13 protein-coding genes and 1 pseudogene are annotated in these 25083 nt (G+C 66.5%); 6 read left to right on the top strand and 8 right to left on the bottom strand.

What is annotated here, in order from left to right; genetic code table 11:
• The 6 genes and pseudogenes from Q9Q95_RS20340 to Q9Q95_RS20315 all read right to left on the bottom strand — a co-directional run.
• Positions 1-302 (bottom strand): annotated as a pseudogene (locus Q9Q95_RS20340) (hypothetical protein); the annotation flags it as partial.
• 328 nt (positions 303-630) lie between these two features.
• Complete coding sequence (locus Q9Q95_RS20335) at positions 631-2040, bottom strand: pitrilysin family protein (RefSeq protein WP_306098986.1); 1410 nt, start codon at positions 2038-2040, stop codon at positions 631-633.
• The gene (locus Q9Q95_RS20330; protein ID WP_306098985.1) at positions 2040-3443 is read right to left on the bottom strand and encodes a pitrilysin family protein; all 1404 of its coding nucleotides are present in this window, start codon (positions 3441-3443) and stop codon (positions 2040-2042) included. Before Q9Q95_RS20330 ends, Q9Q95_RS20335 begins: the two co-directional genes overlap by 1 nt.
• 69 nt (positions 3444-3512) lie before the next feature.
• A complete protein-coding gene (locus Q9Q95_RS20325; protein ID WP_306098984.1) occupies positions 3513-4412 on the bottom strand; it encodes a hypothetical protein in 900 nt (299 codons plus the stop codon).
• Positions 4413-4462: 50 nt separating this feature from the next.
• A complete protein-coding gene (locus Q9Q95_RS20320) occupies positions 4463-6385 on the bottom strand; it encodes a CocE/NonD family hydrolase (RefSeq protein WP_306098983.1) in 1923 nt (640 codons plus the stop codon).
• A 170-nt stretch (positions 6386-6555) separates the two neighbouring features.
• Positions 6556-7896, bottom strand: a complete 1341-nt coding sequence (locus Q9Q95_RS20315; protein WP_306098982.1) for a hypothetical protein — start codon at positions 7894-7896, stop codon at positions 6556-6558.
• A gap of 396 nt (positions 7897-8292) precedes the next feature.
• Here Q9Q95_RS20315 and rpoB point away from each other — a divergent pair, with 396 nt between their 5' ends.
• Positions 8293-12447 carry a DNA-directed RNA polymerase subunit beta gene (gene rpoB, locus Q9Q95_RS20310; RefSeq protein ID WP_306098981.1) on the top strand — a complete coding sequence of 1385 codons (4155 nt, stop codon included), beginning with the start codon at positions 8293-8295 and terminating at the stop codon, positions 12445-12447.
• A 165-nt stretch (positions 12448-12612) separates the two neighbouring features.
• A complete protein-coding gene (gene rpoC / locus Q9Q95_RS20305) occupies positions 12613-16896 on the top strand; it encodes a DNA-directed RNA polymerase subunit beta' (RefSeq protein WP_306098980.1) in 4284 nt (1427 codons plus the stop codon).
• A gap of 203 nt (positions 16897-17099) precedes the next feature.
• Here rpoC and Q9Q95_RS20300 read toward each other — a convergent pair whose 3' ends face one another.
• Positions 17100-19733, bottom strand: coding sequence for a TonB-dependent receptor (locus Q9Q95_RS20300; protein ID WP_306098979.1), 2634 nt, complete (start codon positions 19731-19733; stop codon positions 17100-17102).
• A gap of 170 nt (positions 19734-19903) precedes the next feature.
• On the opposite strand from Q9Q95_RS20300, the gene Q9Q95_RS20295 reads away from it, so the two are divergent.
• Positions 19904-20389, top strand: coding sequence for a nuclear transport factor 2 family protein (locus Q9Q95_RS20295; RefSeq protein WP_306098978.1), 486 nt, complete (start codon positions 19904-19906; stop codon positions 20387-20389).
• 115 nt (positions 20390-20504) lie between these two features.
• Here the strand turns inward: Q9Q95_RS20295 and Q9Q95_RS20290 are convergent, their stop codons facing one another.
• On the bottom strand, positions 20505-21665 hold the full coding sequence (locus Q9Q95_RS20290; protein ID WP_306098977.1) for a carbohydrate porin: 1161 nt from the start codon (positions 21663-21665) through the stop codon (positions 20505-20507).
• Between the two features lie 150 nt (positions 21666-21815).
• Here Q9Q95_RS20290 and Q9Q95_RS20285 point away from each other — a divergent pair, with 150 nt between their 5' ends.
• Genes Q9Q95_RS20285 through Q9Q95_RS20275 form a run of 3 tightly spaced genes read left to right on the top strand, consistent with a single transcriptional unit; the run spans position 21816 to position 24990 of the window.
• A complete protein-coding gene (locus Q9Q95_RS20285) occupies positions 21816-23579 on the top strand; it encodes a methyl-accepting chemotaxis protein (protein ID WP_306098976.1) in 1764 nt (587 codons plus the stop codon).
• Positions 23580-23620: 41 nt separating this feature from the next.
• A complete protein-coding gene (locus Q9Q95_RS20280; protein WP_306098975.1) occupies positions 23621-24130 on the top strand; it encodes a DUF1993 family protein in 510 nt (169 codons plus the stop codon).
• The gene (locus Q9Q95_RS20275) at positions 24127-24990 is read left to right on the top strand and encodes a 2-dehydropantoate 2-reductase (RefSeq protein WP_306098974.1); all 864 of its coding nucleotides are present in this window, start codon (positions 24127-24129) and stop codon (positions 24988-24990) included. Before Q9Q95_RS20280 ends, Q9Q95_RS20275 begins: the two co-directional genes overlap by 4 nt.
• Positions 24991-25083 lie beyond the last annotated feature (93 nt).

Here is a 25083-nt window from a genome sequence, read left to right as displayed (position 1 = left end):
GGGCGGGCCGGCGCGGTCGCGCGGGGAGTCGCCGTCGCGCGGGGCGCCGCCGTTGCGGCCGGCGTCGGCACCACTGCCGGTGGCGGCGCGAGGACTGGGGTCGGGGTCGGCGTCGCCGTCGGGGGCGCCAGCGTGAACCGCTCGGGCGTCACATTGGGAAGCGTGGTGCTCGGGCGCGCCGGCGACGGCAGCGGAACCGGCGTCGGCGTCGGCGTGGTTTGCTGCGCATAAGCGGCACTGGCGGCCCCCGCCGCCGCGACGATGCCGAACACGCCCCTGATCCGATGTTTCCCGCGCTTCACCACTGTCTCTCTAGCGCCCTCAACGTGAATTTCAGCTGCACGCATCGTGTTTTAACGACGGCCTGGCGCAGGTGAAGCGGATTTCTATGAGTCTGCGGACACGAGGACGATCTCCTTCTCCCCCTGTGGGAGAAGGAAGGGGGCCGCTCGCGTAGCGAGTGGGAAGGATGAGGGGGACATGGGTCCCACTCTCCCTCACCCTTCCGCCGATTTCATCGGCTCCCTCCTTTTCCCCCGAGGGGAGAGGGAAGAAACGCCGCGTCGACCTTCCTGCCAAACAGCTATCGTCCACGCCGAAGCTCGGGTCGCGCATCAACGCGCCTTCGGCTTAAGGCACGCGCACCCGCTCGAACGGCACCTTGGCCAATTCTGGGAGCGCCTTGAGCTGGGGCTCGACGGTCTTGAGATCGCCCACCGCGACCAGGGTCAGCTTCTCCAGCGGGTAGCTCGCTTTGGCCGAGGCGAGCATCGCCGCCGGCTCGACCGCGAGCACTGCGGGAACGTAACGGTCGGTCCAGTCGGCGGGCAGCCCGAGCAGGTCGCGCGTCGCCAAGGTGTTGACCAGGGCCGGCGAGGTCGAGTTCGAGATCGCGAACAGCCCCGCCATATAGGTGCGAATGCCCAAGGATTCCTCGATCGGCGCCGGCTCGGTCTGCATCCGACGGATTTCCTTGAACACTTCGGTCAACGCTGCGCCGGTGACGTTGGTCGTCACATCGGCATCGAAGGTCCAAAGCGCCTCGTCGGGGTTGAACGCCACCCCCGAACCCGGCGAATAGGTATAGCCCCTGGTCTCGCGGATATTGGTGGTGATCCGCGAGCTGAACGCGCCGCCGAGCAGCGAATTGGTCACCCGCTGCGGGATGTCGGCCTCGCTGCCGGCCACCGCAGCATCGAACGACAGCCGCAATGTGGTCTGCGGCGCATCGGGCCGGTCGATCAGGATCACCCGCGGGCCGGCCTGGTGCGGCGCGGCCAGCGTGACCGGCTCGGGCCCGGCGGTCCAGCCGCCGAACGTCCGCGTGATAGCCGCCTTGATCGCGACGGCATCGAACTTGCCCGCGATATAGAGATGCGCGCGCTTCGCGCCGAACTGGTCGCGATGGAAGCCCTTGATCTGATCGATCGTATAGCCGGCGAGCTGCGCCGCGCTGGGCACGACACGGCCATAAGGATGGTTCGGCCCGTAGATCGTCCGCGCCAGCGCGATATCGGCGAGCGTGCCCGGCTGCGACAATGCGACGCTGAGCTGGCGGCCGAGATTGGCCTTGACCCGGGCGAGCTCGCTCGCGGGCAGATCGGGCCGGATCGCGACGTCGCCGATCAGCGCCACTGCCCGCGGGGCATATTCGGAAAGCACGTTCATCGTGACCTGGGTGGTCTGCTGGCCCGCACCGACGCCGAGATCGCCGCCCATTTCGGCAGCGGCGGTAGCGAGCTGGCCGGCGCTGCGCCCGCCTGCCCCTTCCTTCATCATCGCCGCGGTGAGCTCGGCGAGCCATGTCGCCTCGCCTTCGGTGGCGCTGCCGGCACGGACGCGGAGCGACACCACCACCTTGGGCGCGATGCCGTAGGGGACGAGCGTCACCTCCATGCCGTTGGGCAAGGTGAAAGTCTCGGTCGCGGGCAATTTGAACGGCTTGGGCTCGCCGATCGGCGGCGGCGGCGGGAAATCCTGCGCGAACGCAGGAGTGATTGCGGCGAACGCCAGCAGGCTCGCGAGCAGCGCGCGCTTCATCACTTGCCTCCCTCGGCGGCGGCGCCTTTGGCGGCGGCACCCGGCTCGACCACATAGACCGAGCGATTGGTCTTGCGCAGATATTCCTGCGCGGTCTTCTGGATCAGCGCCGGCGTCACCGTGGCGAAGCCGTCCTCGATGCGGTTGATCGCCTGCGGGTCATTGTCGAACAGCGCATGCACTGCGAGCAGATCGACCAGCCCGATGCGGCCGCTGCCGTCGATCTCGCCATACAGATCCGAACGCATCTTGGTCTTGGCGCGGGCGAGTTCGGCTGCGGTCACCGGCTTGCTGCGCAGCTCCTCGATCACCTCGTCGACAGCTTTGGTGATCTGCGCGGGCGTGTGGGTCGGATCATGGGTGAAGCTGAAGCTCCACAGCATCGGCCCGCGATAATTGAACATGTTGCCGAGATCGCCATTGATCCCGCCGCCGATCTCGCCGGCGATGCCGGTCTGCTGGACCAGTTTTGTGTAGAGCCGGCTGTCGTCGCCCTGGAGCAGTATCTGGTCGATCAGCCCCATCGCATACCATTCGGGCGTGCCGCGCTCGGGCACGTGATAGCCCGCCGCATAGCCCGGCTTGGGCGCAAGCGCGTCGACCCGGCTCCGGAACTTCTCCGCGGTCTGGCGCGGCTCGGAAATGTCGGGCTGGACCACCGCGGGCTTCTTCGGGATCGGCCCGAAATATTTCTCGATCGTCGCGCGGGTGGCGGCATAGTCGAGATCGCCGGCGATCACCATCACCGCATTGCTCGGGCGATAAAAGGCCTCGAAGAAGGATTTGGCGTCGGGCACGGTCGCCGCCTCGATCTCCTTCAGATCGCCGTAGAAATTGTGGCTGTTGTACCAATTGGTGTTGGCCAGCATCGGCAGGTCGATCCACGGCCAGGTGCTGTAGGGCTGGTTGATGACGTTGACCTTGACCTCGTTGCCGACGACGCCCTGCTGGTTCTCGAGCACGGTCTGGTCGATCACCGGATTGGCCATGCGATCGGCCTCGAGCCACAGCATCCGGTCGAGCGCGCTCGACGGCAGCACTTCGTAGTAATTGGTGAAATCAAAGCGGGTCGAGCCGTTGTTGATCCCGCCCGAATTGGTCACGGTCTTGTCGAACACGCCCTTGGGCGCATGCTTCGATCCCTGGAACATCAGATGCTCGAACAGATGCGCGAAGCCGGTGCGCTCGCGCGGCTCGACCCGGAAACCGATGCCGTAATAGACCGCGATCGTCACCGTCGGCGCGATCTCGTCCCTCGCCAGCACGACCTTGAGGCCGTTGGCCAGCGTGAAATACTGCATGTCGACGTGCAGTTTCTGCGCGGCGGCCGGCGCCGGCTGGGCGAGCGCGGGCGCCGACAATGCGCTGGCGGCAAGCGCGAGCGCGAGGCTCCATTTCTGCATTCGGGAGAACCTCTTCGAGAGAATCGGACGTGTGTTGGCGTAGCATTACGCCGGGACGCGGGGAAGCGCTCAGTCGGTGTCGTCCCGACTGGCCAGCCAACGCACCTTGTTGACGTAGAAGGAGCGCACCGGCTTGCCCGCGGCATCGAGCGCCGGACGGAAACGCGCGTTCCGGGTCATCTCGCTGCAGGTGACGTCGCCGAACGCGTCGGGCTCGGTCCGATAGAGTATGTGACATGCCGAGACCAGCCCGTCCGAATCCACATCGAGCCGATACTGGACGACGACGTTGTTGTCCGCGATCTCGGGCGGCAGCGGGTGTTCGGCGGTGTCGAGCCACCTCGCCGGCTCGCCCGCGGGCATCACCCGGCGGCTCAGCCGCGCCTCTGTCTCGGGATCGAAACCCCAATGGCGCAGCAGGTCGGTCTGGCACGCGCGCAGCGCCGCCAGCGGCGCGCCGAGCGAGCCGAAGCCGAGCCGGAAAGCCGGTTTGCGCGGAATCTTGAAGGTCGCATCCGCGGCCGCGGCCTCCCGCGCCGGCGCGATCGTCGGCAGGTTGGCGGTCTCGCCCGCCGCACCGTCGAGGCGTAGCTCGCTCAGCAGCAGCATCGGCGTCTTGCCCGCGGTCCCGGTCATCGCCTCGCGGGCGAGCGGCGCACCCGCCGGTCCGAACGCGACCTCGACATTCAGCCTCGGGGGCAGGCCGCGCAGGCGCTTTCCATAGAGCGTCAGATCGAAAGGATCGCCCGGCTGATAACGCGTGAAGCGGGCGATCACTTCGTCGTCGCCCGCGCCGAACTTCGCGAGCAGATGGCAGGCTTCCTTGTCGTAATCGACCTGCCACTTGCCGGCGTGCGCGAGCAGTTCGGGCGCGGGATCCTTCGCCGCCGCGGCCGGAATGGTCACGATCGCCGCGCACAGCACCATCATCGTCCGGTACATCGTCTCGTCCCCGTCAAGTCGCGACAATTTACACCCGGCGACCGGGGGACGGCAAGCGGCCGTCCGAACTCCGTCGCCTAGCGCGCCATCGCGGCCGACTGATCGAGCGGCACCACCGGCAGCAACACCGCGCTCGATTGCGCCCCGCCATAGACGATCGACACCGTAGCCTTCTGATAGTCGGACTTCTTTGCGAAGAAGATGTTGTCGACATATTTCTGGGGGTTGCGGTCATAGACCGGGAACAGGCTCGACTGGACCTGCACCATGATCCGGTGCCCCGGCTGGAACACATGGTTCACCGTCGGCAGGCGGAACTTGTATTCCTGCACCCTGTTCGCCGGGATCGGCTCGGGCTTCTCGAAGGAATTGCGATAACGCCCGCGGAAGATGTCCATCGCGATCGGCAGCTGGAAACCGCCCATCTCCTTCTTCGTCGCCATCTCGTCGGGATAGACGTCGATCACCTTGACGACGAAATCGCCGTCGGTCCCCGTCGTCTTCGCGAAGATGTCCGCGAGCGGCGCGCCCGAGACGCGGACCGGCGCGGTCAGCGGCTCGGTCATATAGGTCATCACGTCGGGGCGCCCGTCGACGAAGCGCTGGTCGGTGACGAGGTAGGTCGACCAGCGGCCGTCCTGGAAGTTCACCGGCCGCGGCAGATGCGGCACCGGCTTGGCGGGATCAGAGACGTAACTGTCCGACCCCTGCCCCGGCTTGTCGAAGCCCAGCCCCTCGGCGGGCTTGAGGTAGATCGGGGTGAGCTTCTCGCCGCAGCCCGTCTCGCAGGCGAGCGGCCATTTGTTGAGATATTCCCAGCGGTTGTCGCCGGTATTGTAGAAGCTTGCCTTTGCCGGCGTGAACGCCGGCGCGCCGTCCTTGAGATGGGCATTGAAGAAGGGCAACAGGATATCGCGCCGCGCCTGCAGCGCGGTGTCGCCCTCGAATTCGAGCTGGCCGAGCTTCGAGCCGTTATAATTGAATCCCGAATGGCGCCACGGCCCCATCAGCAGAAAATTGCTGTCGGCCGCGCGAGTCTTCTGCAGCGCCTCGAAGGTCGTGATCGCGCCATACATGTCCTCGTGATCCCAGATCCCCTGCTCCCAGAGCGTGGGCACGTTCGAGGGATTGGCGGCGAGCAACCTGTCGAGCGCCTGGCCCTGCCAGAAGGCGTCATAGGCGACGTGCTGGCTCATCTTGTTCCACGCCGGCAGCTGGTCGTAACCGAACTGCTTGGCCCAGTCGCCGGCCGAACCGACGCGGCGGAACGTGTCGTAATCGTCCCAGTCGGGCCGATTGGGCGCCTTGCCGTCGCCCTTGTAGCCGGTCTGCGACCCGATCCAGCCGATATTGGCGAGGCGGAACGCGCCATAGTGGAACCAGTCGTCGCCCATCCAGCCGTCGATCATCGGGCTTTCGGGCGCCGCGACCTTGAGCGCCGGGTGCGGATGGAGCAGCGCCATCACCACGGTGAACCCCTCGTACGACGAGCCGAGCATGCCGACCTTGCCGTTGCTCTCGGGGATATTCTTGACCAGCCAGTCGATCGAATCCCACGCGTCGGTGGTATGATCGACCCTGGTCGGGTTGAGCGGGCCGATCGGCGGCCGGGTGATCACATAGTCACCCTCCGAACCGTATTTGCCGCGAATGTCCTGGAACACCCGCATATAGCCGTCCCGCACGAATACTTCGTCGCCTTCGGGCAGCGCGTTGAGCATCGTCGTACTCGCGGTGCGCTTGACGCGATTGGCGGCGTCATAGGGGGTGCGGGTGAACAGAATCGGCGCATTCTTCGCGCCCTTTGGGATGACGATCACGGTATAGAGCTTCACCCCGTCGCGCATCGGGATCATCGCTTCGCGCTTGATGAAGTCCGAAGGCTGGGCCGGGGGCGTGAACTTCGCCGGAATGTCGTTGAACGGCTGCGCCTGCTGGGCCAGCGCGGGGGCGGCGAGGATGAAGGTGCCGGCGAGAGAAGCGGCGAGCAGCTTGTTCATGGACGACCTTGGCTCCCTGTCTGGAAGCGCAAGGCGATAGACCCGGAATAGTAACGAATGAAAGGAAAATTCCGCTCCGGGCGGGACGGCGGGGACGCAAAGAAAAGGCCGGGCGTCGCGCCCGGCCTCCTCTCGTTCCTGCCTCGCTGAACGGAGGCTTCCGGCGCGATTTACGCGTGCTCGGGAGTTCCCAGCAGCTCGGCCTCGACATTGTCGACCATGTGCGGCCGGCTCGCCCCGATCGGGCCGACACCGTCCGCCACCGGGCTCGGGCGGCCGATCTTGAACATCGCCGAGGTTCGGCCCTCGCGACCGTCAGGAAGCGTGTAGCGCGCCTCGGCAACGACGACGGGGTTGAACACGCGGCCCATCTCGCCCTTGGGCACCGCGAGGTGCGCGTCGACTCGGGTGCCGTCGCCCGGCGCGATCGTCACCGGCGGAACCGCGGTGTCCGCGGCGCGTCCGGTCAGCAGATTCTCCATCTCGCTGCCCTCGGCGTCGGCGAGCATGAAGGTCGAGATGCGGACGTCGCGGGCGGGCACGTCACCGGCATTGCCGACGGTCAGCTCGACATCAACCAGCGCCTCTTCCTCGCTGGTGCCGGCGCGAACCGGACGCAGTCCGAATTCCAGCCACGGGCGATTGGCGACCGGCGCAGGCGCGTCGGTGATACCGGCAAGGTCCTCGGTCTCCGGCTCGGCGAGTTCGGCCTCGACATGCGCGTCGAGTTCATCGGCGGCCGCGGGAACCGCCGCAGCCGCGGTCGCAGCCATGAACGGGCTGACTTCGGGCTCGCGACGCGGCTCGGCGGCCGGCGCAGCGACAATCGGAGCCTCGTACGCACGGGGCGCAACCGGCGCTTCATAAGCGCGCGGAGCAACCGGCTCTTCGTAGACCCGCTCCTCGATCAGCTCATCCTCGTCGCGGCGGCGACGCATCAGCAGGAACGCGGCGGCACCAGCCAGAACCAGCAGCAGGCCGCCAAGCAGCCACGGCCAGGCGAAGCCCGATCCGCTGCGCGTTTGCGTCTGGGTGGTCGCAGATTGGGTGGCGGGCGGCGCGGCTGCTTCGGGCGCAGGTGCAGGGGCAGCCGCGGTCGGCGCGGGCGCCTCGACCGGGGCCGGCGACTGGGCGACGGGCGCAGCAGGCGCAACGGCAGCAGCTGCAGGCGCCGGCGCGGCTTCACGGACCGGGGCTGCGGCGCGCGGCGCCGTCCTGGTCTGACGGGTCTGGGTGGTTCGCGTCGCCGAGCGTTCGGCGCGCGGCGCGGCGGCTTCGACCTCGGTGCCGGGGCGTGGGCCCGGCGGCGGCGCCGGCTGGACGATCGGCGTCGACGGCGCCATCTCGATGCGCGGCGCCTGCGCCTGCGTCGGTGCCGGCACCGGAGTCACGGCGATCGGCGGCGGCGTGACGGTCTGCGTCGGCGCCTCCTGCGCGAAAGCGGGGGTTGCAAGGAGCGCGGCGCCGATCAACAGCGCAGTGCGGGGGCGGGCAAGGTGGTTCTTCATCATATCGCAGGTTAAATGAATGGAACCCCGATCCGGACCCCGCGAGGTGCGCCGATCCGTTGCCAATCCGCGACGAGCAGCCGGGTTAATTCAAGGTTCAGCCAGCGAAATCCCGCACTTGCCAAAGCGAAAAAGGTTCCCTCCCCCGGTTTGACACGAGCGGCCCCGGCACCTATATCGCCGTCACACCACAGCACCGGGAAATGATGCGCCGTCGCGCAGTGCATCGATCGAATTGGCGTTGTGGGGTTCATAGGACGCCGAAAGCTGCCGAAACCCGGAAGGGAGTCGTGCGGCCTTTTCGCGTCCTTTCGCACGTCCCGGCCCCGGATCAGGGGCACCGATTTACGCCCCCGCGCCGGCAGGGGCAAACTACGGCTGACGAGGCACAAAACACCCATGGCTACCAAAGCAATCGAGGGCGGCACGATGAAGCGCCGCATCCGCAAGGTGTTCGGCGACATCCACGAAGTGGTGCAGATGCCGAACCTGATCGAGGTTCAGCGCGAATCCTACGAACAGTTCCTGCGGAGCGATCCCTCGATCGGCTATGTGTCGGGCCTGGAGAAGACCCTGCGCTCGGTCTTCCCGATCCGCGACTTCGCCGGCACCGCCGAGCTCGACTTCGTCAATTACGAGCTCGAGCAGCCCAAGTTCGACGTCGAGGAATGCCGTCAGCGCGGCATCACCTATGCGGCGCCGATGCGCGTCACCCTTCGCCTGATCGTGTTCGAGGTGGATCCCGATACGGAAGCCCGTTCGGTCCTCGATATCAAGGAGCAGGACGTCTATATGGGCGACATGCCCCTGATGACGGGCAACGGCACCTTCTTCATCAACGGCACCGAGCGCGTCATCGTCAGCCAGATGCACCGCTCGCCGGGCGTGCTGTTCGATCATGACCGCGGCAAGACCCACGCATCGGGCAAGTATCTCTTCGCCGCTCGCGTGATCCCGTATCGCGGCAGCTGGCTCGATTTCGAGTTCGACGCCAAGGACATCGTCAACGTCCGCATCGATCGCAAGCGCAAGCTGCCGGTGACGTCCTTGCTCTATGCCCTCGGCCTGAACAGCGAGGACATCCTCAATTACTTCTATAACCGCGTGACCTATGTCCGCGGTCCGGGCGGATGGCAGATCCCGTTCGCGCCCGAGAACTGGCGCGGCGCCAAGCCGATGTTCGACATCGTCGACGCCAAGTCGGGCGAAGTCGTGTTCGCCGCCGGCCAGAAGATCAGCCCGCGCGCCGCGAACAAGGCCGCCAAGGACGGCCTCGAGACGCTGCTGATCCCGACCGAGGAAATCTTCGGCCGCTACTCGGCCTACGACCTGATCAACGAATCGACCGGCGAGATCTACATCGAAGCCGGCGACGAAGTGTCGGCCGAGAATCTCGAACTGCTCGACAAGGCAGGCATCGAGAAGCTCGAGCTGCTCGACATCGATCACATCTCGACCGGTCCGTGGATCCGCAACACGCTCAAGGTCGACAAGGCCGAGGAGCGCGAACAGGCGCTGTCCGACATCTACCGCGTCATGCGCCCCGGCGAGCCGCCGACGCTCGAGACCGCGGAATCGCTGTTCGCCGGCCTGTTCTTCGATCCCGAGCGCTACGACCTCTCGGCCGTCGGCCGCGTCAAGCTCAACATGCGCCTCGACCTCGACGCCGAGGACACCGTCACGACGCTCCGCACCGAGGACATCCTCGCGGTGGTCAAGACCCTCGTCGACCTCAAGGACGGCAAGGGCGAAGTCGACGACATCGACAATCTCGGCAACCGCCGCGTGCGTTCGGTGGGCGAGCTGCTCGAGAACCAGTATCGCGTCGGCCTGCTCCGCATGGAGCGCGCCGTGAAGGAGCGTATGAGCTCGGTGGACGTGTCCACAGTCATGCCGAACGACCTGATCAACGCCAAGCCCGCGGTCGCCGCGGTCCGCGAGTTCTTCGGCTCGTCGCAGCTCTCGCAGTTCATGGATCAGACCAACCCGCTCTCCGAAGTGACGCACAAGCGTCGCGTCTCGGCGCTCGGGCCGGGCGGTCTCACCCGCGAGCGCGCGGGCTTCGAAGTCCGCGACGTGCATCCGACCCATTATGGCCGCATCTGTCCGATCGAGACGCCGGAAGGCCCGAACATCGGTCTGATCAACTCGCTCGCGTCGTTCAGCCGCGTCAACAAATACGGCTTCATCGAGACGCCCTATCGTCGCATCATCGACGGCAAGGTGACCAACGACGTCGTCTATCTGTCGGCGATGGAAGAGGCCAAGCACACGATCGCGCAGGCCTCCGCCGATCTCGACGCCGAAGGCCGCTTCACCGAGGAACTGGTCTCGTCGCGTCAGGCAGGCGAATTCCTGATGGCGCTGCCCGAGCAGATCACGCTGATGGACGTCAGCCCCAAGCAGCTCGTCTCGGTCGCCGCGTCGCTCATTCCGTTCCTCGAAAACGACGACGCCAACCGCGCGCTGATGGGCTCGAACATGCAACGTCAGGCCGTGCCGCTGGTGAAGGCGGAAGCGCCCTTCGTCGGCACCGGCATGGAAGAGACCGTCGCCCGCGATTCGGGCGCCGCGATCGGCGCACGCCGTTCGGGCATCGTCGATCAGGTCGACGCGACCCGTATCGTCATCCGCGCCTCGGGCGACGTCGAAGCCACCCAGAGCGGCGTCGACATCTACACGCTGATGAAGTTCCAGCGCTCGAACCAGTCGACCTGCATCAACCAGCGCCCGCTGGTGAAGGTGGGCGACGTGGTCAATGCCGGCGACATCATCGCCGACGGCCCGTCGACCGAGTTCGGCGAGCTCGCTCTCGGCCGCAACGCGCTCGTCGCGTTCATGCCGTGGAACGGCTACAACTATGAGGACTCGATCCTGATCTCCGAGCGGATCGTGAAGGACGACGTGTTCACGTCGATCCATATCGACGAGTTCGAAGTCATGGCCCGCGACACCAAGCTCGGGCCCGAGGACATCACCCGCGACATCCCGAACGTCGGCGAGGAAGCGCTGCGCAACCTCGACGAGGCGGGCATCGTCTATATCGGTGCAGAGGTCGAGCCGGGCGACATCCTCGTCGGCAAGATCACGCCGAAGGGTGAATCGCCGATGACCCCGGAGGAAAAGCTCCTCCGCGCCATCTTCGGCGAAAAGGCCTCGGACGTGCGCGACACCTCGCTGCGCCTGCCCCCGGGCGTTGCCGGCACGATCGTCGACGTTCGCGTCTTCAATCGCCACGGCATCGACAAGGACGAGCGCGCGCTGGCGATCGAGCGCGAGGAGATCGAGCGCCTGAAGAAGGACTCGGACGACGAGCGCAACATCCTCAACCGCGCCACCTGGTCGCGCCTGAAGGAGATGCTCATCGGCCAGGTCGCGACCGCGACGCCGAAGGGCCTCAAGAAGGGCGCCGCGATCGATGCCGATCTGCTCGACAGCGTCGACCGTCACGAATGGTGGAAGTTCTCGGTGCAGGACGACGCCATGCAGGCGAACCTCGAAGCGGTGCGCGGCCAGTATGACGAGGCCGTGAAGCGCATCAAGGACAAGTTCGAGGACCGCCGCGAGAAGCTCGAGCGCGGCGACGAGCTGCCGCCGGGCGTGCTCAAGATGGTCAAGGTCTTCGTCGCGGTGAAGCGCAAGCTGCAGCCGGGCGACAAGATGGCCGGCCGTCACGGCAACAAGGGCGTCATCTCGCGGATCCTGCCGCAGGAAGACATGCCGTTCCTCGAGGACGGCACCCCGGTCGATCTCGTGCTCAACCCGCTGGGCGTGCCTTCGCGCATGAACGTCGGTCAGATCTTCGAGACCCATCTCGGCTGGGCCGCGCGTCAGCTCGGCCAGCAGATCGGCGTCGCGCTCGAGGATTGGCGTCATGCCAATCCCGACGCGACCGGCGGGCAGATGCCCGACGCGGTCAAGTCGCGCCTCAAGCAGGTCTATGGCGATCATTATGTCGCCGAGATCGAGGCGCGCAGCGCCGACCAGATCGTCGAGCTGGCGACCAACCTCAAGCCGGGCGTGCCGATGGCGACGCCGGTGTTCGACGGCGCACGCGAGGCCGACGTCTCCGACATGCTGAGCCTTGCCGGGCTCGACACGTCGGGTCAGTCGACCCTGCTCGACGGCCGCACCGGCGAGGCGTTCGATCGCAAGGTCACCGTGGGCATCATCTACATGCTCAAGCTGCACCATCTCGTGGACGACAAGATCCACGCGCGTTCGATCGGGCCCTACTCGCTCGTCACCCAGCAGCCGCTGGGCGGCAAGGCGCAGTTCGGCGGCCAGCGCTTCGGCGAGATGGAGGTCTGGGCACTGCAGGCGTACGGCGCCGCCTATACCCTGCAGGAGATGCTGACGGTGAAGTCCGACGACGTGGTCGGCCGCACCAAGGTCTATGAAGCGATCGTCAAGGGCGACGACACCTTCGAGGCCGGCATTCCCGAGAGCTTCAACGTGCTCGTCAAGGAAATGCGCTCGCTGGGCCTCAACGTCGAACTCAAGAACGACGAGCCGGGCTTCGACAGCGACGGCGTCGCGATCGCGGCGGAATAAGCCTTCTTCTCCCTCTCCCGCCGGGAGAGGGAGGGAGGCGCGAAGCGCCGGAAGGGTGAGGGCGAGCCCGCTGGATCACCCTCACCTTCCCACCCGGCTCCGCCGGGCGGGCCCCTTCCTCTCCCGATGGGAGAGGAGAAAGAATTCAGAAGAGGGTACTCACCCATGAACGAACTGACCAACTTCGCGAACCCGGTGGCCAAGCCGGAGACCTTCGACCAGATCCAGATCGGCATCGCGTCGCCGGATCGTATCCGCTCCTGGTCCTTCGGCGAGATCAAGAAGCCGGAAACCATCAACTATCGCACGTTCAAGCCCGAGCGTGACGGCCTGTTCTGCGCGCGCATCTTCGGTCCGATCAAGGATTACGAGTGCCTGTGCGGCAAGTACAAGCGCATGAAGTACAAGGGCATCGTCTGCGAGAAGTGCGGCGTCGAGGTCACCGTCTCGAAGGTCCGCCGCGAGCGGATGGGCCATATCGAGCTCGCCGCCCCGGTCGCGCACATCTGGTTCCTCAAGTCGCTGCCGTCGCGCATCGGCCTGCTGCTCGACATGCAGCTCAAGCAGCTCGAGCGCGTGCTCTATTTCGAGAGCTACATCGTGATCGAGCCGGGCCTGACCCCGCTCGAGAAGTATCAGCTCCTCACCGAGGATGAGCTGCTCGACGCGCAGGACGAATATGGCGAGGACGCCTTCTCGGCCGGCATCGGCGCCGAGGCCGTCAAGCAGATGCTGATGGACCTCGACCTCGAGGGCGAGCGCAAGGAGCTGCTCGACGAGCTTGCGGTCACCAAGTCCGAACTGAAGCCCAAGAAGATCATCAAGCGGCTCAAGGTCGTCGAGAGCTTCATCGATTCGGGCAACCGCCCCGAATGGATGATCCTCGACGTCGTTCCGGTCATCCCGCCCGAGCTGCGCCCGCTGGTGCCGCTGGACGGTGGCCGCTTCGCGACCTCGGATCTCAACGATCTGTATCGCCGCGTGATCAACCGCAACAACCGCCTCAAGCGGCTGATGGAGCTGCGCGCGCCGGACATCATCGTCCGCAACGAAAAGCGCATGCTGCAGGAAGCCGTCGACGCGCTGTTCGACAATGGCCGCCGCGGCCGCACGATCACCGGCGCCAACAAGCGTCCGCTCAAGTCGCTGTCCGACATGCTCAAGGGCAAGCAGGGCCGCTTCCGCCAGAACCTGCTCGGCAAGCGCGTCGACTATTCGGGCCGCTCGGTCATCGTGACCGGTCCGGAACTCAAGCTGCACCAGTGCGGCCTGCCCAAGAAGATGGCGCTCGAGCTGTTCAAGCCGTTCATCTACGCGCGCCTCGACGCCAAGGGTCTGTCGATGACCCTGAAGCAGGCCAAGAAGTGGGTCGAGAAGGAGCGCAAGGAAGTCTGGGACATCCTCGACGAAGTGATCCGCGAGCACCCGGTTCTGCTGAACCGCGCGCCGACGCTCCATCGTCTCGGCATCCAGGCATTCGAGCCGGTGCTGATCGAAGGCAAGGCGATCCAGCTGCACCCGCTGGTCTGCTCGGCGTTCAACGCCGACTTCGACGGCGACCAGATGGCCGTGCACGTCCCGCTGAGCCTCGAGGCCCAGCTGGAAGCGCGCGTGCTGATGATGTCGACCAACAACATCCTCAGCCCCGCCAACGGCAAGCCGATCATCGTGCCGTCGCAGGACATGGTGCTCGGTCTCTATTATCTCTCGATGGAGAAGTCGGGCGAGCCGGGCGAAGGCATGATCCTCGCCGACATGCAGGAGGTCCACCAGGCGCTCAACGCCGGGGCGGTCACGCTGCACTCGAAGATCGTCAGCCGGGTTCCGCAGACCGACGCCGAAGGCAATCAGTACCTCAAGCGCTACGAGACGACGCCGGGCCGCATGCTGCTCGGCGAGACGCTGCCGCAGTCGCACAAGGTGCCGTTCGAGACCGTCAATCGCCTCCTCACCAAGAAGGACGTGGGCGACGTGATCGACGAGGTCTATCGCCACACCGGCCAGAAGGAGACCGTGCTGTTCGCCGACGCGATCATGGCGCTCGGTTTCCGGCACGCGTTCAAGGCGGGCATCTCGTTCGGCAAGGACGACATGATCATCCCGGACGCCAAGGTCGGCATGGTCGACGAGACCAAGGCGCTCGTGAAGGACTATGAGCAGCAGTATCAGGACGGCCTGATCACCCAGCAAGAGAAGTACAACAAGGTGATCGACGCCTGGAGCCGTTGCGGCGATCAGGTGGCCGGCGCCATGATGGACGAGATCAAGGCGGTGAAGCGCGATCCGGCGACGGGCCGCGAGAAGGACATCAACTCGATCTACATGATGGCCCATTCGGGTGCCCGCGGCTCGCAGGCGCAGATCAAGCAGCTCGCCGGCATGCGCGGCCTGATGGCCAAGCCGTCGGGCGAGATCATCGAGACCCCGATCATCTCGAACTTCAAGGAAGGTCTGACCGTCCTCGAATATTTCAACTCGACCCACGGCGCCCGCAAGGGCCTCGCGGACACCGCGTTGAAGACCGCCAATTCGGGCTACCTCACCCGCCGCCTCGTCGACGTGTCGCAGGATTGCGTCATCATGGAGGAGGATTGCGGCACCGAGCGTGCGCTCGAGATGCGCGCGATCGTTCAGGGCGGCTCGACCATCGCGTCGCTCGGCGAGCGCATCCTCGGCCGCACCACGGCTGAGGACGTCGCCGACAAGGACGGCAAGGTCATCATCCCGTCGGGCACGCTGCTCGACGAGGCGATGATCACCCAGATCGAGGCCACCGGCATCCAGGGGATGAAGATCCGCTCGCCGCTGGTCTGCGAGGCGCGCATCGGCGTTTGCGGCAAGTGCTACGGGCGCGATCTCGCCCGCGGTACCCCGGTGAACATCGGCGAAGCGGTCGGTGTCATCGCGGCGCAGTCGATCGGCGAGCCCGGCACCCAGCTGACGATGCGGACCTTCCACATCGGCGGCGCGGCGCAGCTCAACGAGCAGTCGAACCTCGAAGCGCCGGTCGACGGCACGATCGAGTATCGCGATCTGCGCATCATCGTCGATCAGCGCGGCCGCCGCGTGGTGCTCAGCCGCTCGGGCGAAATCGCGATCGTCGACATGGACGGCCGCGAGCTCGCGGTGCACCGCATCCCCTACGGCGCCTATGTGCTGTTCGACGACGGCCACATCGTCTCGGCGGGCGACCGCATGGCGGAGTGGGATCCGTTCACCATGCCGGTGATCACCGAGAACCCCGGCACCGTGAAATATGTCGACGTGATCGAAGGCAAGACGATGACCGAGCAGGTCGACGAAGCGACGGGCATCGCCCAGCGCGTCGTCACCGAAAATCGCGGCATTTCCGCCAAGAAGGAGGACCTTCGTCCGCGCCTCACCTTGACGGGTGAAAGCGCAGAGGAAGCCGGCCGCTACATGCTGGCGGCAGGCGCGGTGCTCTCGGTCGAGGACGGTGCGCAGGTCCAGGGCGGTGACGTTCTGGCCCGTGTCAGCCGCGAGTCTGCCAAGACCCGCGACATCACCGGCGGTCTGCCGCGCGTCGCCGAGCTGTTCGAGGCGCGCAAGCCCAAGGAGAACGCGATCATCGCCAAGGTCTCGGGCCGTGTCGTATTCGGCAAGGACTACAAGGCCAAGCGCAAGATCGGCATCCAGCCCGAGGATGGCGGCGAGGTCGTCGAGTATCTGGTGCCGAAGTCGAAGGTGATCGACGTCCAGGAAGGCGATTACGTCAAGCGTGGCGACAACCTGATCGGCGGCTCGCCCGATCCGCACGATATTCTCGAGGTTCTCGGCATCGAGCCGCTCGCCGAATATCTCGTGTCGGAAATCCAGGAAGTCTATCGACTGCAGGGCGTGAAGATCAACGACAAGCACATCGAGGTGATCGTTCGCCAGATGCTGCAGAAGGTCGAGATCACCGAGTCCGGCGACACCACCCTGCTGGTGGGCGAGCAGCTCGATCGCGACGAGATGGACGAGCAGAACGCCAAGCTCGAAAAGGGTCAGGCCCCCGCACAGGGCAAGCCGATCCTGCTCGGCATCACCAAGGCGTCGCTGCAGACCCGCAGCTTCATCTCGGCGGCTTCCTTCCAGGAGACCACCCGCGTCCTCACCGAGGCGGCGGTCCAGGGCAAGCAGGACACCCTGCTCGGCCTCAAGGAGAACGTGATCGTCGGTCGTCTGATCCCGGCCGGCACCGGCGCAGGCATGAACCGCCTGCGCGTCGCGGCCTCGTCGCGTGACGCGGCGCTTCGGGTGGCCCAGCGCCGCATGAACGAAGCGACGCTGATCGCGCCGAACTCGGCCGAGGAGCTCCGCGCCGCGGAGAACGCCCGCTCGACCCGCGACGCCGCCGGCACCGGCGACGACGCGCTGGCGAGCGTGGTCCCCTCGGGCCATGGCACCGACGCCGACGCTGGCGAGTATCTGAACGAGAGCGAGTGAGTGGTAGCTCGCGGCCGGGTCAATCGCGCGTAGACGCGATTGAGAAATGCCTGGGAGGCATTTCGGCCCGGCTGCGAGAAACCACTCCGAAGGTCGCTTTCGTTCAGCCGCTCGGGCGCTGAACCAGGAAAAGCCGCCGTCCGGGAAACCGGACGGCGGCTTTTTCTTTGACCTTCTCTCGTCGCCGACGGTCGGGCGCGACCTCAGAAGTTGGCGCGGATGCCGAGGCCGATGGTCTGGTCGCTGAGAAAGAACGAACGCGGCCGTTCGCGCACGGTGAAGACCTCGGTGCCGCGCTGGTTGGTGATGTTCGAGATGTCGACGAACAAGGCGACGTTCTTCCGGAGCTGCCAGGTGGCGCTGGCGTCCCAGATCCCGAACGAACGCCGGGTCTGGGGCAGGTTCAGCGCCCCGCCCGGGTTGAGATTGATCGGATAGCTCTCGCGCCAATTATAGGCCAGCCGCGCGCGGAAGCCACCCAGCTCATAGGTCAGCGTCGCGTTGTACAGGTTCGGCGACAGGCCGGACAAAGGCTCGTTGCGCCGCAGCGTCGAATTGTAGCGGTTGGAGTTGATCCGGGTGTAGCTGAACCGCCCGCCCAGCCCGCGCAGCGCGCCCGGCAGGAAGTCGTATTGCTGCTGGTAGCCGACTTCCCATCCGTCCACCTTGGCGGCGTCGGCATTGACGAGTTGCTCGATCTGGAAGGTCTGGCCGTCGATGATCTCGGGCCGCGAGACGCGCTGGTAATAGCCGTCGATGTCCTTCCGGAAATAGCCGAGATAGACGAAGCCCGGGCGGCCGAAATAATATTCGATCGCGGCATCATATTGGTTCGCCTGGTACGGCATCAGTTCGGGATTGCCGCCCGAGCCCTCGAACGTCTCGTAATCGAGCGTCCGGGTGGGCGAGAGATCGAGGAAGCTCGGCTTCGACATCACCTCCGAATAAGCGGCGCGCACCACCAGATCGGGCGTGATCCGCAGCGCGAGGTTGATGCTCGGCAGCACCGCGCTGTACTTGCGATCGATGTCGACCGGCTCGAACGTGCCGGTGGTCGCCGCGGTGCGATAGCCATTGGCATTCTGCCGCGTGTTGACGATGCGAACGCCGGCATTGCCGGTCAGCCGCATCGACCCGATTTCCTGCCGGATCCTGGCCATCGCATAGGCCGCCTGGGTCTTCTCGTCGAACGAGTAAGCGAGCAGCGGCTCGAGCGCGGGGAAGCCCGCCGGCAGGCCATAGGCGCGGACCAGCCCGGCGAATTCGCGCACCACGGCCGGGTTCGGCCGCAGCCAGGTCGTGTCGATCAGGTCGAACCGGTTCGCGAACAGATCGTCCGGCGTGGCGTTCAGCGTGTCGGCCAGCGGCGTGGTCGGGGTCCGTCCGGTCAGGCTCACGCCTTCGTCGAAGCCGATCCGGTCCGCGGTCCGCCGGGTATAGCGGACGCCCCACTGCACCGCCTGCAGGACCGGCAGATCGAGATTGGCGGTGATGTCGAGCCGCGCCGCGCGCTCCTCGCCTTCGTTCGGATAATTGTAGGTCGAGATCCGGTCGGGACGATAAGCGCGCGGATCGAGCAGATCCACGCCCTGATAATCGTAAGACGGCGTGTCGGGACGCAAATCCATCAGGAAGGTCGGCGCGATGCCGCCGGTGGTAAGGTCGCGGCGCATCTCGTTCTTCGTGCTGCGCAACAGGCTCACATCGCCGGTCGCCTGAAGCTTGCCCGAATGGATCTTGAAACCCGCGGCAGCCTGCCAGACCGAATTCTTCTCGTCCTGGATATAGGTGGTCGACTGGAACGGGACGTTGCGGAACGTGCCCGACTCGAAGGTCAGATTGTCCGGCCGGACGGTGTAGGATTGCAGCGCCGCACGGGCGCCATAGAGGGTCTGGTTGAGGCGGGCGGCGATGAACGAATGGTCCTGCGTGCCCTTGTAGCTGTTGTAGATGCCGTCGACATAGAATTCATAGCCCGGTGACTTGTACTGGAGGCGCCCGCCCAGCGCCCAGCGCTCGAACTCGCCCAGCGAATAGCGCGTGGTGAGGGTGGTGGGGACATAGATGCTGTCGGCGGGATTGTTGGTGGCGCGGCCGTCGCCATCGCGGTCGACCAGATTGCGCCGGTCGGCGAACGCGTCCACCGCCAGCCGGTCGGTGCGGAAGTTGCGGCGATCGTAGATGCCCGAGATCAGGACGCCCAATTTGCCGTCCCCGACATTCCAGTTGTTCCCGACCATCGCCGAGAAACTCGGATTGAAGCTGTCGCTCAGCCGGCGATAGATGCCGCGCGCGGTGACCGAGGCAGTGAACTTCTTCAGATCGGCGGGGCTGCGCAGCTTCACGTCCACGGTACCGCCCAGCCCCGCTTCGATCTGGTCCGCCTGCGGGCTCTTGTAGACGTCGACGCGTCCGACCAGACCGGCGGGGACCTCGCCCAGATTGAGCGATCGGCCGACCCCGCTGAAGATCGAGCGCCCGGCCAGCGAGGTGGTGATCTGGTTGAGGCCGCGAACGCTCACGCCCGATCCCTCGCCGGTGAATTCGTTGCGGTCGAGCGCGATGCCCGGCACGCGCTGCAGCGCTTCGGCGACGTTGAAATCGGGGAGCGCGCCGATGTCCTCGGCAACCACCGAATCGACGATCTGATCGGATTCGCGCTTGGTGTCCTGCGCCGAGCGATCGCTCGCGCGGGTGCCGACCACGACGATGTCGGGCGATGCCCCGGCTTCGTCCGCCGGCGTCGCAACCTGCTCCTGTTCTGGCGACGCCTCCTGCGCGCTCGCCTGCGCGGCCGCGATCATCGCGACCGAGCCCATCAACCAACGGGTCGGCATCCAATCTCTCCCTTGGCCTTCGCTCGGTTAGTCTGTCGAGGCCCTGAGTCGGATTAGTAAGATTAATTTGACTAAGTGGTCAAGCCAACTACGCCGGCTGGTATGACCAATGAAATATCCTCGGACAGGTGGCCCAACCGCACCTGCGCCTCCCGATATGCGAGAAGCGGATGCTTGCGCAGTTCCCTGTTCGTTCTATAGCGCGGCGATGTGCAAAGCGGTCGGCGGCGGCTTTGCGGACAATCGAGGACATGCCAATGCCTGCAAATGAAATGCCCGCGACAACCGGCGACGCCGATCTCCTCCGCGAAACCGAGCGCGCCCGACTGCGCGCATTGGTTGCGGGGCATCCGGGCGATGCGAAGGAGTTTCATGCGCCGGATTTTCAGCTGATCACGCCCATCGGCGCAGCGCTTTCGCGCGACGAATATATCGGCGCCATCGCATCGGGGCAGCTGAAATATCTGACGTGGCAGCCGGCCGACATCGCAGTGCGCTTGTATGAGGGCGCTGCGGTCCTCCGCTACCAGGCGCAGCTCGAGGTCGTCTTCGGCGGGCACAGAATACCGCGAGGCGAATATTGGCACACCGACCTCTATGAGATTCGCGAGGGACGATGGATGGTGGTCTGGTCGCAAGCGACGGCGATCAGCTAGATCGTCGCCGTTGCCCCGCGCCCGCCGCTCCGCAACGATAGCTACGGGCTCCGGCTCCCGTAAACTGCCTGCCGCCTGACCATAGTCCCCGCATCGGGGTGCGGTCTGCCGGCGTTCAGAACGCGATCGAAGCGCGCAATCCGGCGACCAGCACCGGCTTCGCATCCGCGTCTCCGCCGGGATCGAGCACCAGCTGGAGATCGGGCTGCAAGGTCAGCGGCCCGACCTTGTCCGAATAGGTCAGCTCGATCGCGCTCTCGGCGGAAGTGGTATGCGTGCCCTCGCCGCGCAGCATTTGGCGATAGCCGTCCGAAAGCCATGCCTGGTTGACGCCGAGCGAGATCTGGCTGTCGTCGCGGCCCTTCCAAAGCTTCGAGACGAGCAGTCCCGCCTGCCAGCCGCCCTTGAACGCAGTGGTCTGACCATCGGACAGCCCGGCGCGAACGAAGCCCGCGATCGGATGCGGTCCCTCGGGATCGTTGAACGGTCTCTCCGCGACGACATAGGCGCCGCGGGCGCGGCGCTGGAGCGGATCACCGGCCGAGTCGAGCGCGAAGACGTCGTCCTGCCGCCGCGTATAGCCCCATGCGCCGATCGCGAGCTTGCCGCCGCTGCCGGCCACCCCGCCCTCGGCGATCAGCAGCGCGCCGTCGTCGAAGGTCAGATTGACGCCGCCCGGATCGCCGAGCGTGCGCGCGGTGGCGTTGAGCACCGATGCGCGGACGAAGCCGTCCTTGCCCAATTTATGGTCGACCCGCACGGCGAGCGCGGTCGAAGGGAAGATCGACGGGCCGTTCGGCCCGGTGGCGGCGATCTCCGAGCCGACGCCGAATGCCGGCGCGAGCAGCAGCCCGGCCGAATCGTTGCTGTAGAATTCGCTGTTGAGATCGTAGAGGCCGGCGCGCAGCGTGGTGCGCTCGCCGATCTTCTGCTCGATCCACGCCTCGAACAGCCGCAGCCTATGGCTGGCGACTTCGATATTGTCGACGCCCTGCAAGGTGCCGGCGCGGTCGTTGGGCATGCCGCCGATATTGGCCAGCACGTCGACATGCATCGTCGCGCCGGTCCAGCCGATCAGTTTCTGGAGCTCTAGATCGGCGGTGAGATCGAGATTGTCGAGCCAATAGACCCGCGCCGGGCGCCCTTCCGCGCCGACTGCGACCACGTCCATCACATAGGCGGCGGAGAGGTCGACGCCGTCCTGCGCATGGGCCGCGGATGCGCCGAACGCGCACGCCAATAGAACAGCCGAAATCTTCGACGGGGGGACCCGCATGCCTGCGCCTTTCCAATGCTGATCCCCATCCAATTATAGAGCCCGTTCCGCCGGCCATGCGATTTTCGCCGCTATAATTAGCTTCACAATCCATCGATCGTGCAGATGTCGGCCCTTCCGGCACGCGCGGTTCTGGGGAGAGGCAAGCCCATGACTTCGCTCAACAAGTCCGCCAATTCCGCCGCAGCGATCATGCTCGGGCTCGTCGCCTTGTGCGGCGTCACCGGCATCTGGGCGGCGTGGCAGCAGAGCAATGCGCTCCACACCCAGGCCGCGGCCGCGAAGCTGCTCCGCAACCATATGGAAGCGGACATGATGCACGACGCGATCCGCAGCGACGCGCTCGCCGCGCTGCAGGCCGCCGATCCGCGCAGCGGGATCGCCCGCAGCGATGTCGTCAAGGATCTGGAGGAGCATCTGGACACGCTGAAGGAGGCGATCGCCACCGATGCCGCTTATACCGGCTCGGAAGCGGTCTCCGCCGCCACCGGCAAGCTCGCCGCGCCGGTCCAGGCCTATGCCGCCGCCGCGAAGCAGATCGTCGATCTCGCCGGCGGCAACCCCGCGGCCGCGCAAACCACGCTCCCCGAATTCTTCCAGCAATTCCGCGTGCTCGAAACCTCGATGAGCGACGCGTCCGACGCGATCGAGAAGCATGCCGGCGAAGTCGGCGCCGCCGCCGAGCGCTTCGGCTGGATCGCGATCGGGGTGCTGGTGCTGACGCTTCTCGCCGCGATCGCCGCGACTGCGATGCTCACCCTCGCCGGCCGCCGGCTGCTGATCCGGCCGTTGCTCGCGCTCGCCGCGACGATGCGCGAGCTCGGCACCGGCAATCTCAAGGTGGCGATCCCGTTCACCGATCGCGCCGACGAGCTCGGCGACATGGCCAAGGCGATGGAAGCGTTCCGCGGCCAGCTCGACGCCGCCGAAGCCGCCAAGCAGGCCCAGACCCGGCTGATCGTCGAGAGCATCGGCGAAGGGCTCGACAGCCTCGCGCTCGGCGACCTCACCGCGGAGATCCGTGCCGATCTCACCGGCCCGTTCGCCGGCCTCAAGCGCAGCTTCAACGACGCGTTGGCCAGCCTGCGCGAGCTGATCGGCACCGTCACGATCAGCGCCACCAACATCCGCTCGGGCGCCGCCGAGATCGCCCGGGCTTCGGAAGATCTCGCCCGCCGCACCGAAACCAACGCCGCCAGCCTCGGCGAGACCGCCGGATCGGTGACCGTGCTCGACGATCGTCTTCACGCGGTCGCCACTGCCGCCGCCCGCACCGTCGGCAGCGCCGACGAGGCAATGACCGTGGTCAGGGACGGCCGCGACACCGCCGGCCGCGCCACCAGCGCGATGCAGCGCGTCTCCGAGAGCGCGCAGGGCATCGACGGCGTGATCGAGGGGCTCGACAAGATCGCCTTCCAGACCCGGGTTCTCGCGATGAACGCCGCGGTCGAGGCCGGCCGCGCCGGCGAGGCGGGCCGCGGCTTCGCCGTGGTCGCCGATCTGGTTTCGGCGCTGGCGATGCGCGCCGAGGAAGAGGCCAAGCGCGCCCGCGAGCAGCTCGGCGTCACCCAGAGCGAAGTCGGCATCGCGGCGTCGATGGTCGGCGAAGTCGACGCGGCGCTCGTCCGCATCGCCGGCGCGGTCGACACCGTCCACGGCCTGCTCGCGCAGATGGCCGGCGAGAACGAGGCCCAGGCGACCGCGGTCGGCGAGATCAACGACGCCGTCGCGACGATGGACCGCGCGACCCAGCAGAACGCCGCGATGGTCGAGCAGACCTCGGCGGCGGCGCGCAACCTGCTGGGCGAGGTCGAACGCCTCACTGCGCAGGCCGAACAGTTCCGCACCGATACGTCCGCCCCGGTCGCTCCGGTGCGTGCGCCGGCCCCGCGGACCGCGCTCACGCTTCACTAAGCGCGCTGGCCAAGCCTGATCCGGAGCCCTATCTCCGGCGCATGGCAACCGAACTCTACGACCTCACGGTCCCCGTCTTCCTGCGCGGCTTCAAGGCGATGGCCGCCTTCCTCGAGAAAGCGCGCGCGCATGCCGACGAACACGGCATCGCGCATGACGAACTGCTCGCCGCGCGGCTCTACGAGGACATGTCCCCGCTCACCTCGCAGGTCCAGCGCGCGAGCGACTCCGCCAAGTTCGCCGTCGCGCGGCTCGCCGCGATCACCCCGCCCGCCATGTCCGACACCGAAGCGAGCTTCGACGAGTTGCAGGCGCGCATCGCCGCGACGGTCGACTTCCTCAATTCGGTCGCACGCGACGCGATCGACGGCCGCGAGGATTCGGATGTCGAATTGAAGACCCGGTCGGACAGCTTCCCGTTCAAGGGCCGCGGCTATGTTCTCGATTTCGCGCTGCCCAATTTCTACTTCCACGTTACCACGGCCTACGACATCCTGCGCCACAAGGGCGTGCCGCTCGGCAAGCGCGACTATCTCGGCGGCATGGGATGACCCGGATCGCAGTCATCGGTTCCGGCGCGATCGGCGGCACGCTCGCCGCATGGCTGGCGCAGACGCACGAGGTGACGGTGTGCGCGCGCTCGCCGCTCGCCGATCTGGCGATCGAGACGCCGGGCGGCCCGCTCCGCGCCACCCCGCGCATCCTCACCGATCCCGCCGCGGCACGCCCGGTCGATTGGGTGCTGACCACCACCAAGACCTATGACTGCGCTGCCGCCGCCGCGTGGCTGCCCGGGCTGATGGGCCCGGATACACGGCTCGCGGTGATCCAGAATGGCGTCGAGCAGCGCGAGCGTTTCCCCATGGTGCCGCCCGAGCGGACGGTTCCGGTGATCATCGACCTGCCCGCCGAGCGCACCGCGCCCGGCCGGATCGTCCAGCGCCGCGACGGCACGATCCTCGTCCCCGAGGACGCGGCCGGCGCGGCGCTCGTCGCGCTGTTCGCCGACACCGTGATCGACGCCCGGACCACGCCCGATTTCGCCACGGCGGCATGGCGCAAGCTCGCGATCAACTGCTCGGGCATCGTCAGCGCGGTCACCCGCCGCGCCGCCGAAGTCGCCAATGACGCGGACGTCGCCGAGGTGATGCGCGGGCTGGTCCGCGAATGCATCCTCGTCGGCCGCGCCGAGGGCGCGACCCTGCCCGACACGCTCGCCGATCAGGTGGTCGCATGGACGCGGAAGGCGCATCCCGATTCGGTCAATTCGCTCCACGCCGATTTCGTCGCCGGTCGCCCGATGGAGCTCGACGCGCGCAACGGCGTGATCGTCCGGCTCGGCGCGAAGCACGGCGTCCCCACCCCGCTCAATCAGGCGCTGGCGGCGTTGCTGGCGGCGACCGCTCTCTAGCTCTCCTGAAAGGCAGGGAAAGGGGATCGCAAAGCATCGCAGTGCTCCTGCGAAAGCAGGAGCCCAGGGCAGCGAAGTACTGCATGATCCGGG

It is taken from the genome of Sphingomonas sp. DG1-23 (genome assembly GCF_030730875.1).
Lineage (GTDB): Bacteria > Pseudomonadota > Alphaproteobacteria > Sphingomonadales > Sphingomonadaceae > Sphingomonas.
This window is presented reverse-complemented; position numbering and strand designations above follow the sequence as displayed.

Bases quoted from the DNA above. Each gene is read 5' to 3' on its own strand.
- rpoB (WP_306098981.1), top strand. From the start codon at position 8,293: ATGGCTACCAAAGCAATCGAGGGCGGCACGATGAAGCGCCGCATCCGC.
- Q9Q95_RS20335 (WP_306098986.1), bottom strand. From the start codon at position 2,040: ATGAAGCGCGCGCTGCTCGCGAGCCTGCTGGCGTTCGCCGCAATCACT.
- Q9Q95_RS20315 (WP_306098982.1), bottom strand. From the start codon at position 7,896: ATGATGAAGAACCACCTTGCCCGCCCCCGCACTGCGCTGTTGATCGGC.
- Q9Q95_RS20320 (WP_306098983.1), bottom strand. From the start codon at position 6,385: ATGAACAAGCTGCTCGCCGCTTCTCTCGCCGGCACCTTCATCCTCGCC.
- rpoC (WP_306098980.1), top strand. From the start codon at position 12,613: ATGAACGAACTGACCAACTTCGCGAACCCGGTGGCCAAGCCGGAGACC.
- Q9Q95_RS20285 (WP_306098976.1), top strand. From the start codon at position 21,816: ATGACTTCGCTCAACAAGTCCGCCAATTCCGCCGCAGCGATCATGCTC.
- Q9Q95_RS20275 (WP_306098974.1), top strand. From the start codon at position 24,127: ATGACCCGGATCGCAGTCATCGGTTCCGGCGCGATCGGCGGCACGCTC.
- Q9Q95_RS20295 (WP_306098978.1), top strand. From the start codon at position 19,904: ATGCTTGCGCAGTTCCCTGTTCGTTCTATAGCGCGGCGATGTGCAAAG.
- Q9Q95_RS20290 (WP_306098977.1), bottom strand. From the start codon at position 21,665: ATGCGGGTCCCCCCGTCGAAGATTTCGGCTGTTCTATTGGCGTGCGCG.
- Q9Q95_RS20330 (WP_306098985.1), bottom strand. From the start codon at position 3,443: ATGCAGAAATGGAGCCTCGCGCTCGCGCTTGCCGCCAGCGCATTGTCG.
- Q9Q95_RS20300 (WP_306098979.1), bottom strand. From the start codon at position 19,733: ATGCCGACCCGTTGGTTGATGGGCTCGGTCGCGATGATCGCGGCCGCG.
- Q9Q95_RS20280 (WP_306098975.1), top strand. From the start codon at position 23,621: ATGGCAACCGAACTCTACGACCTCACGGTCCCCGTCTTCCTGCGCGGC.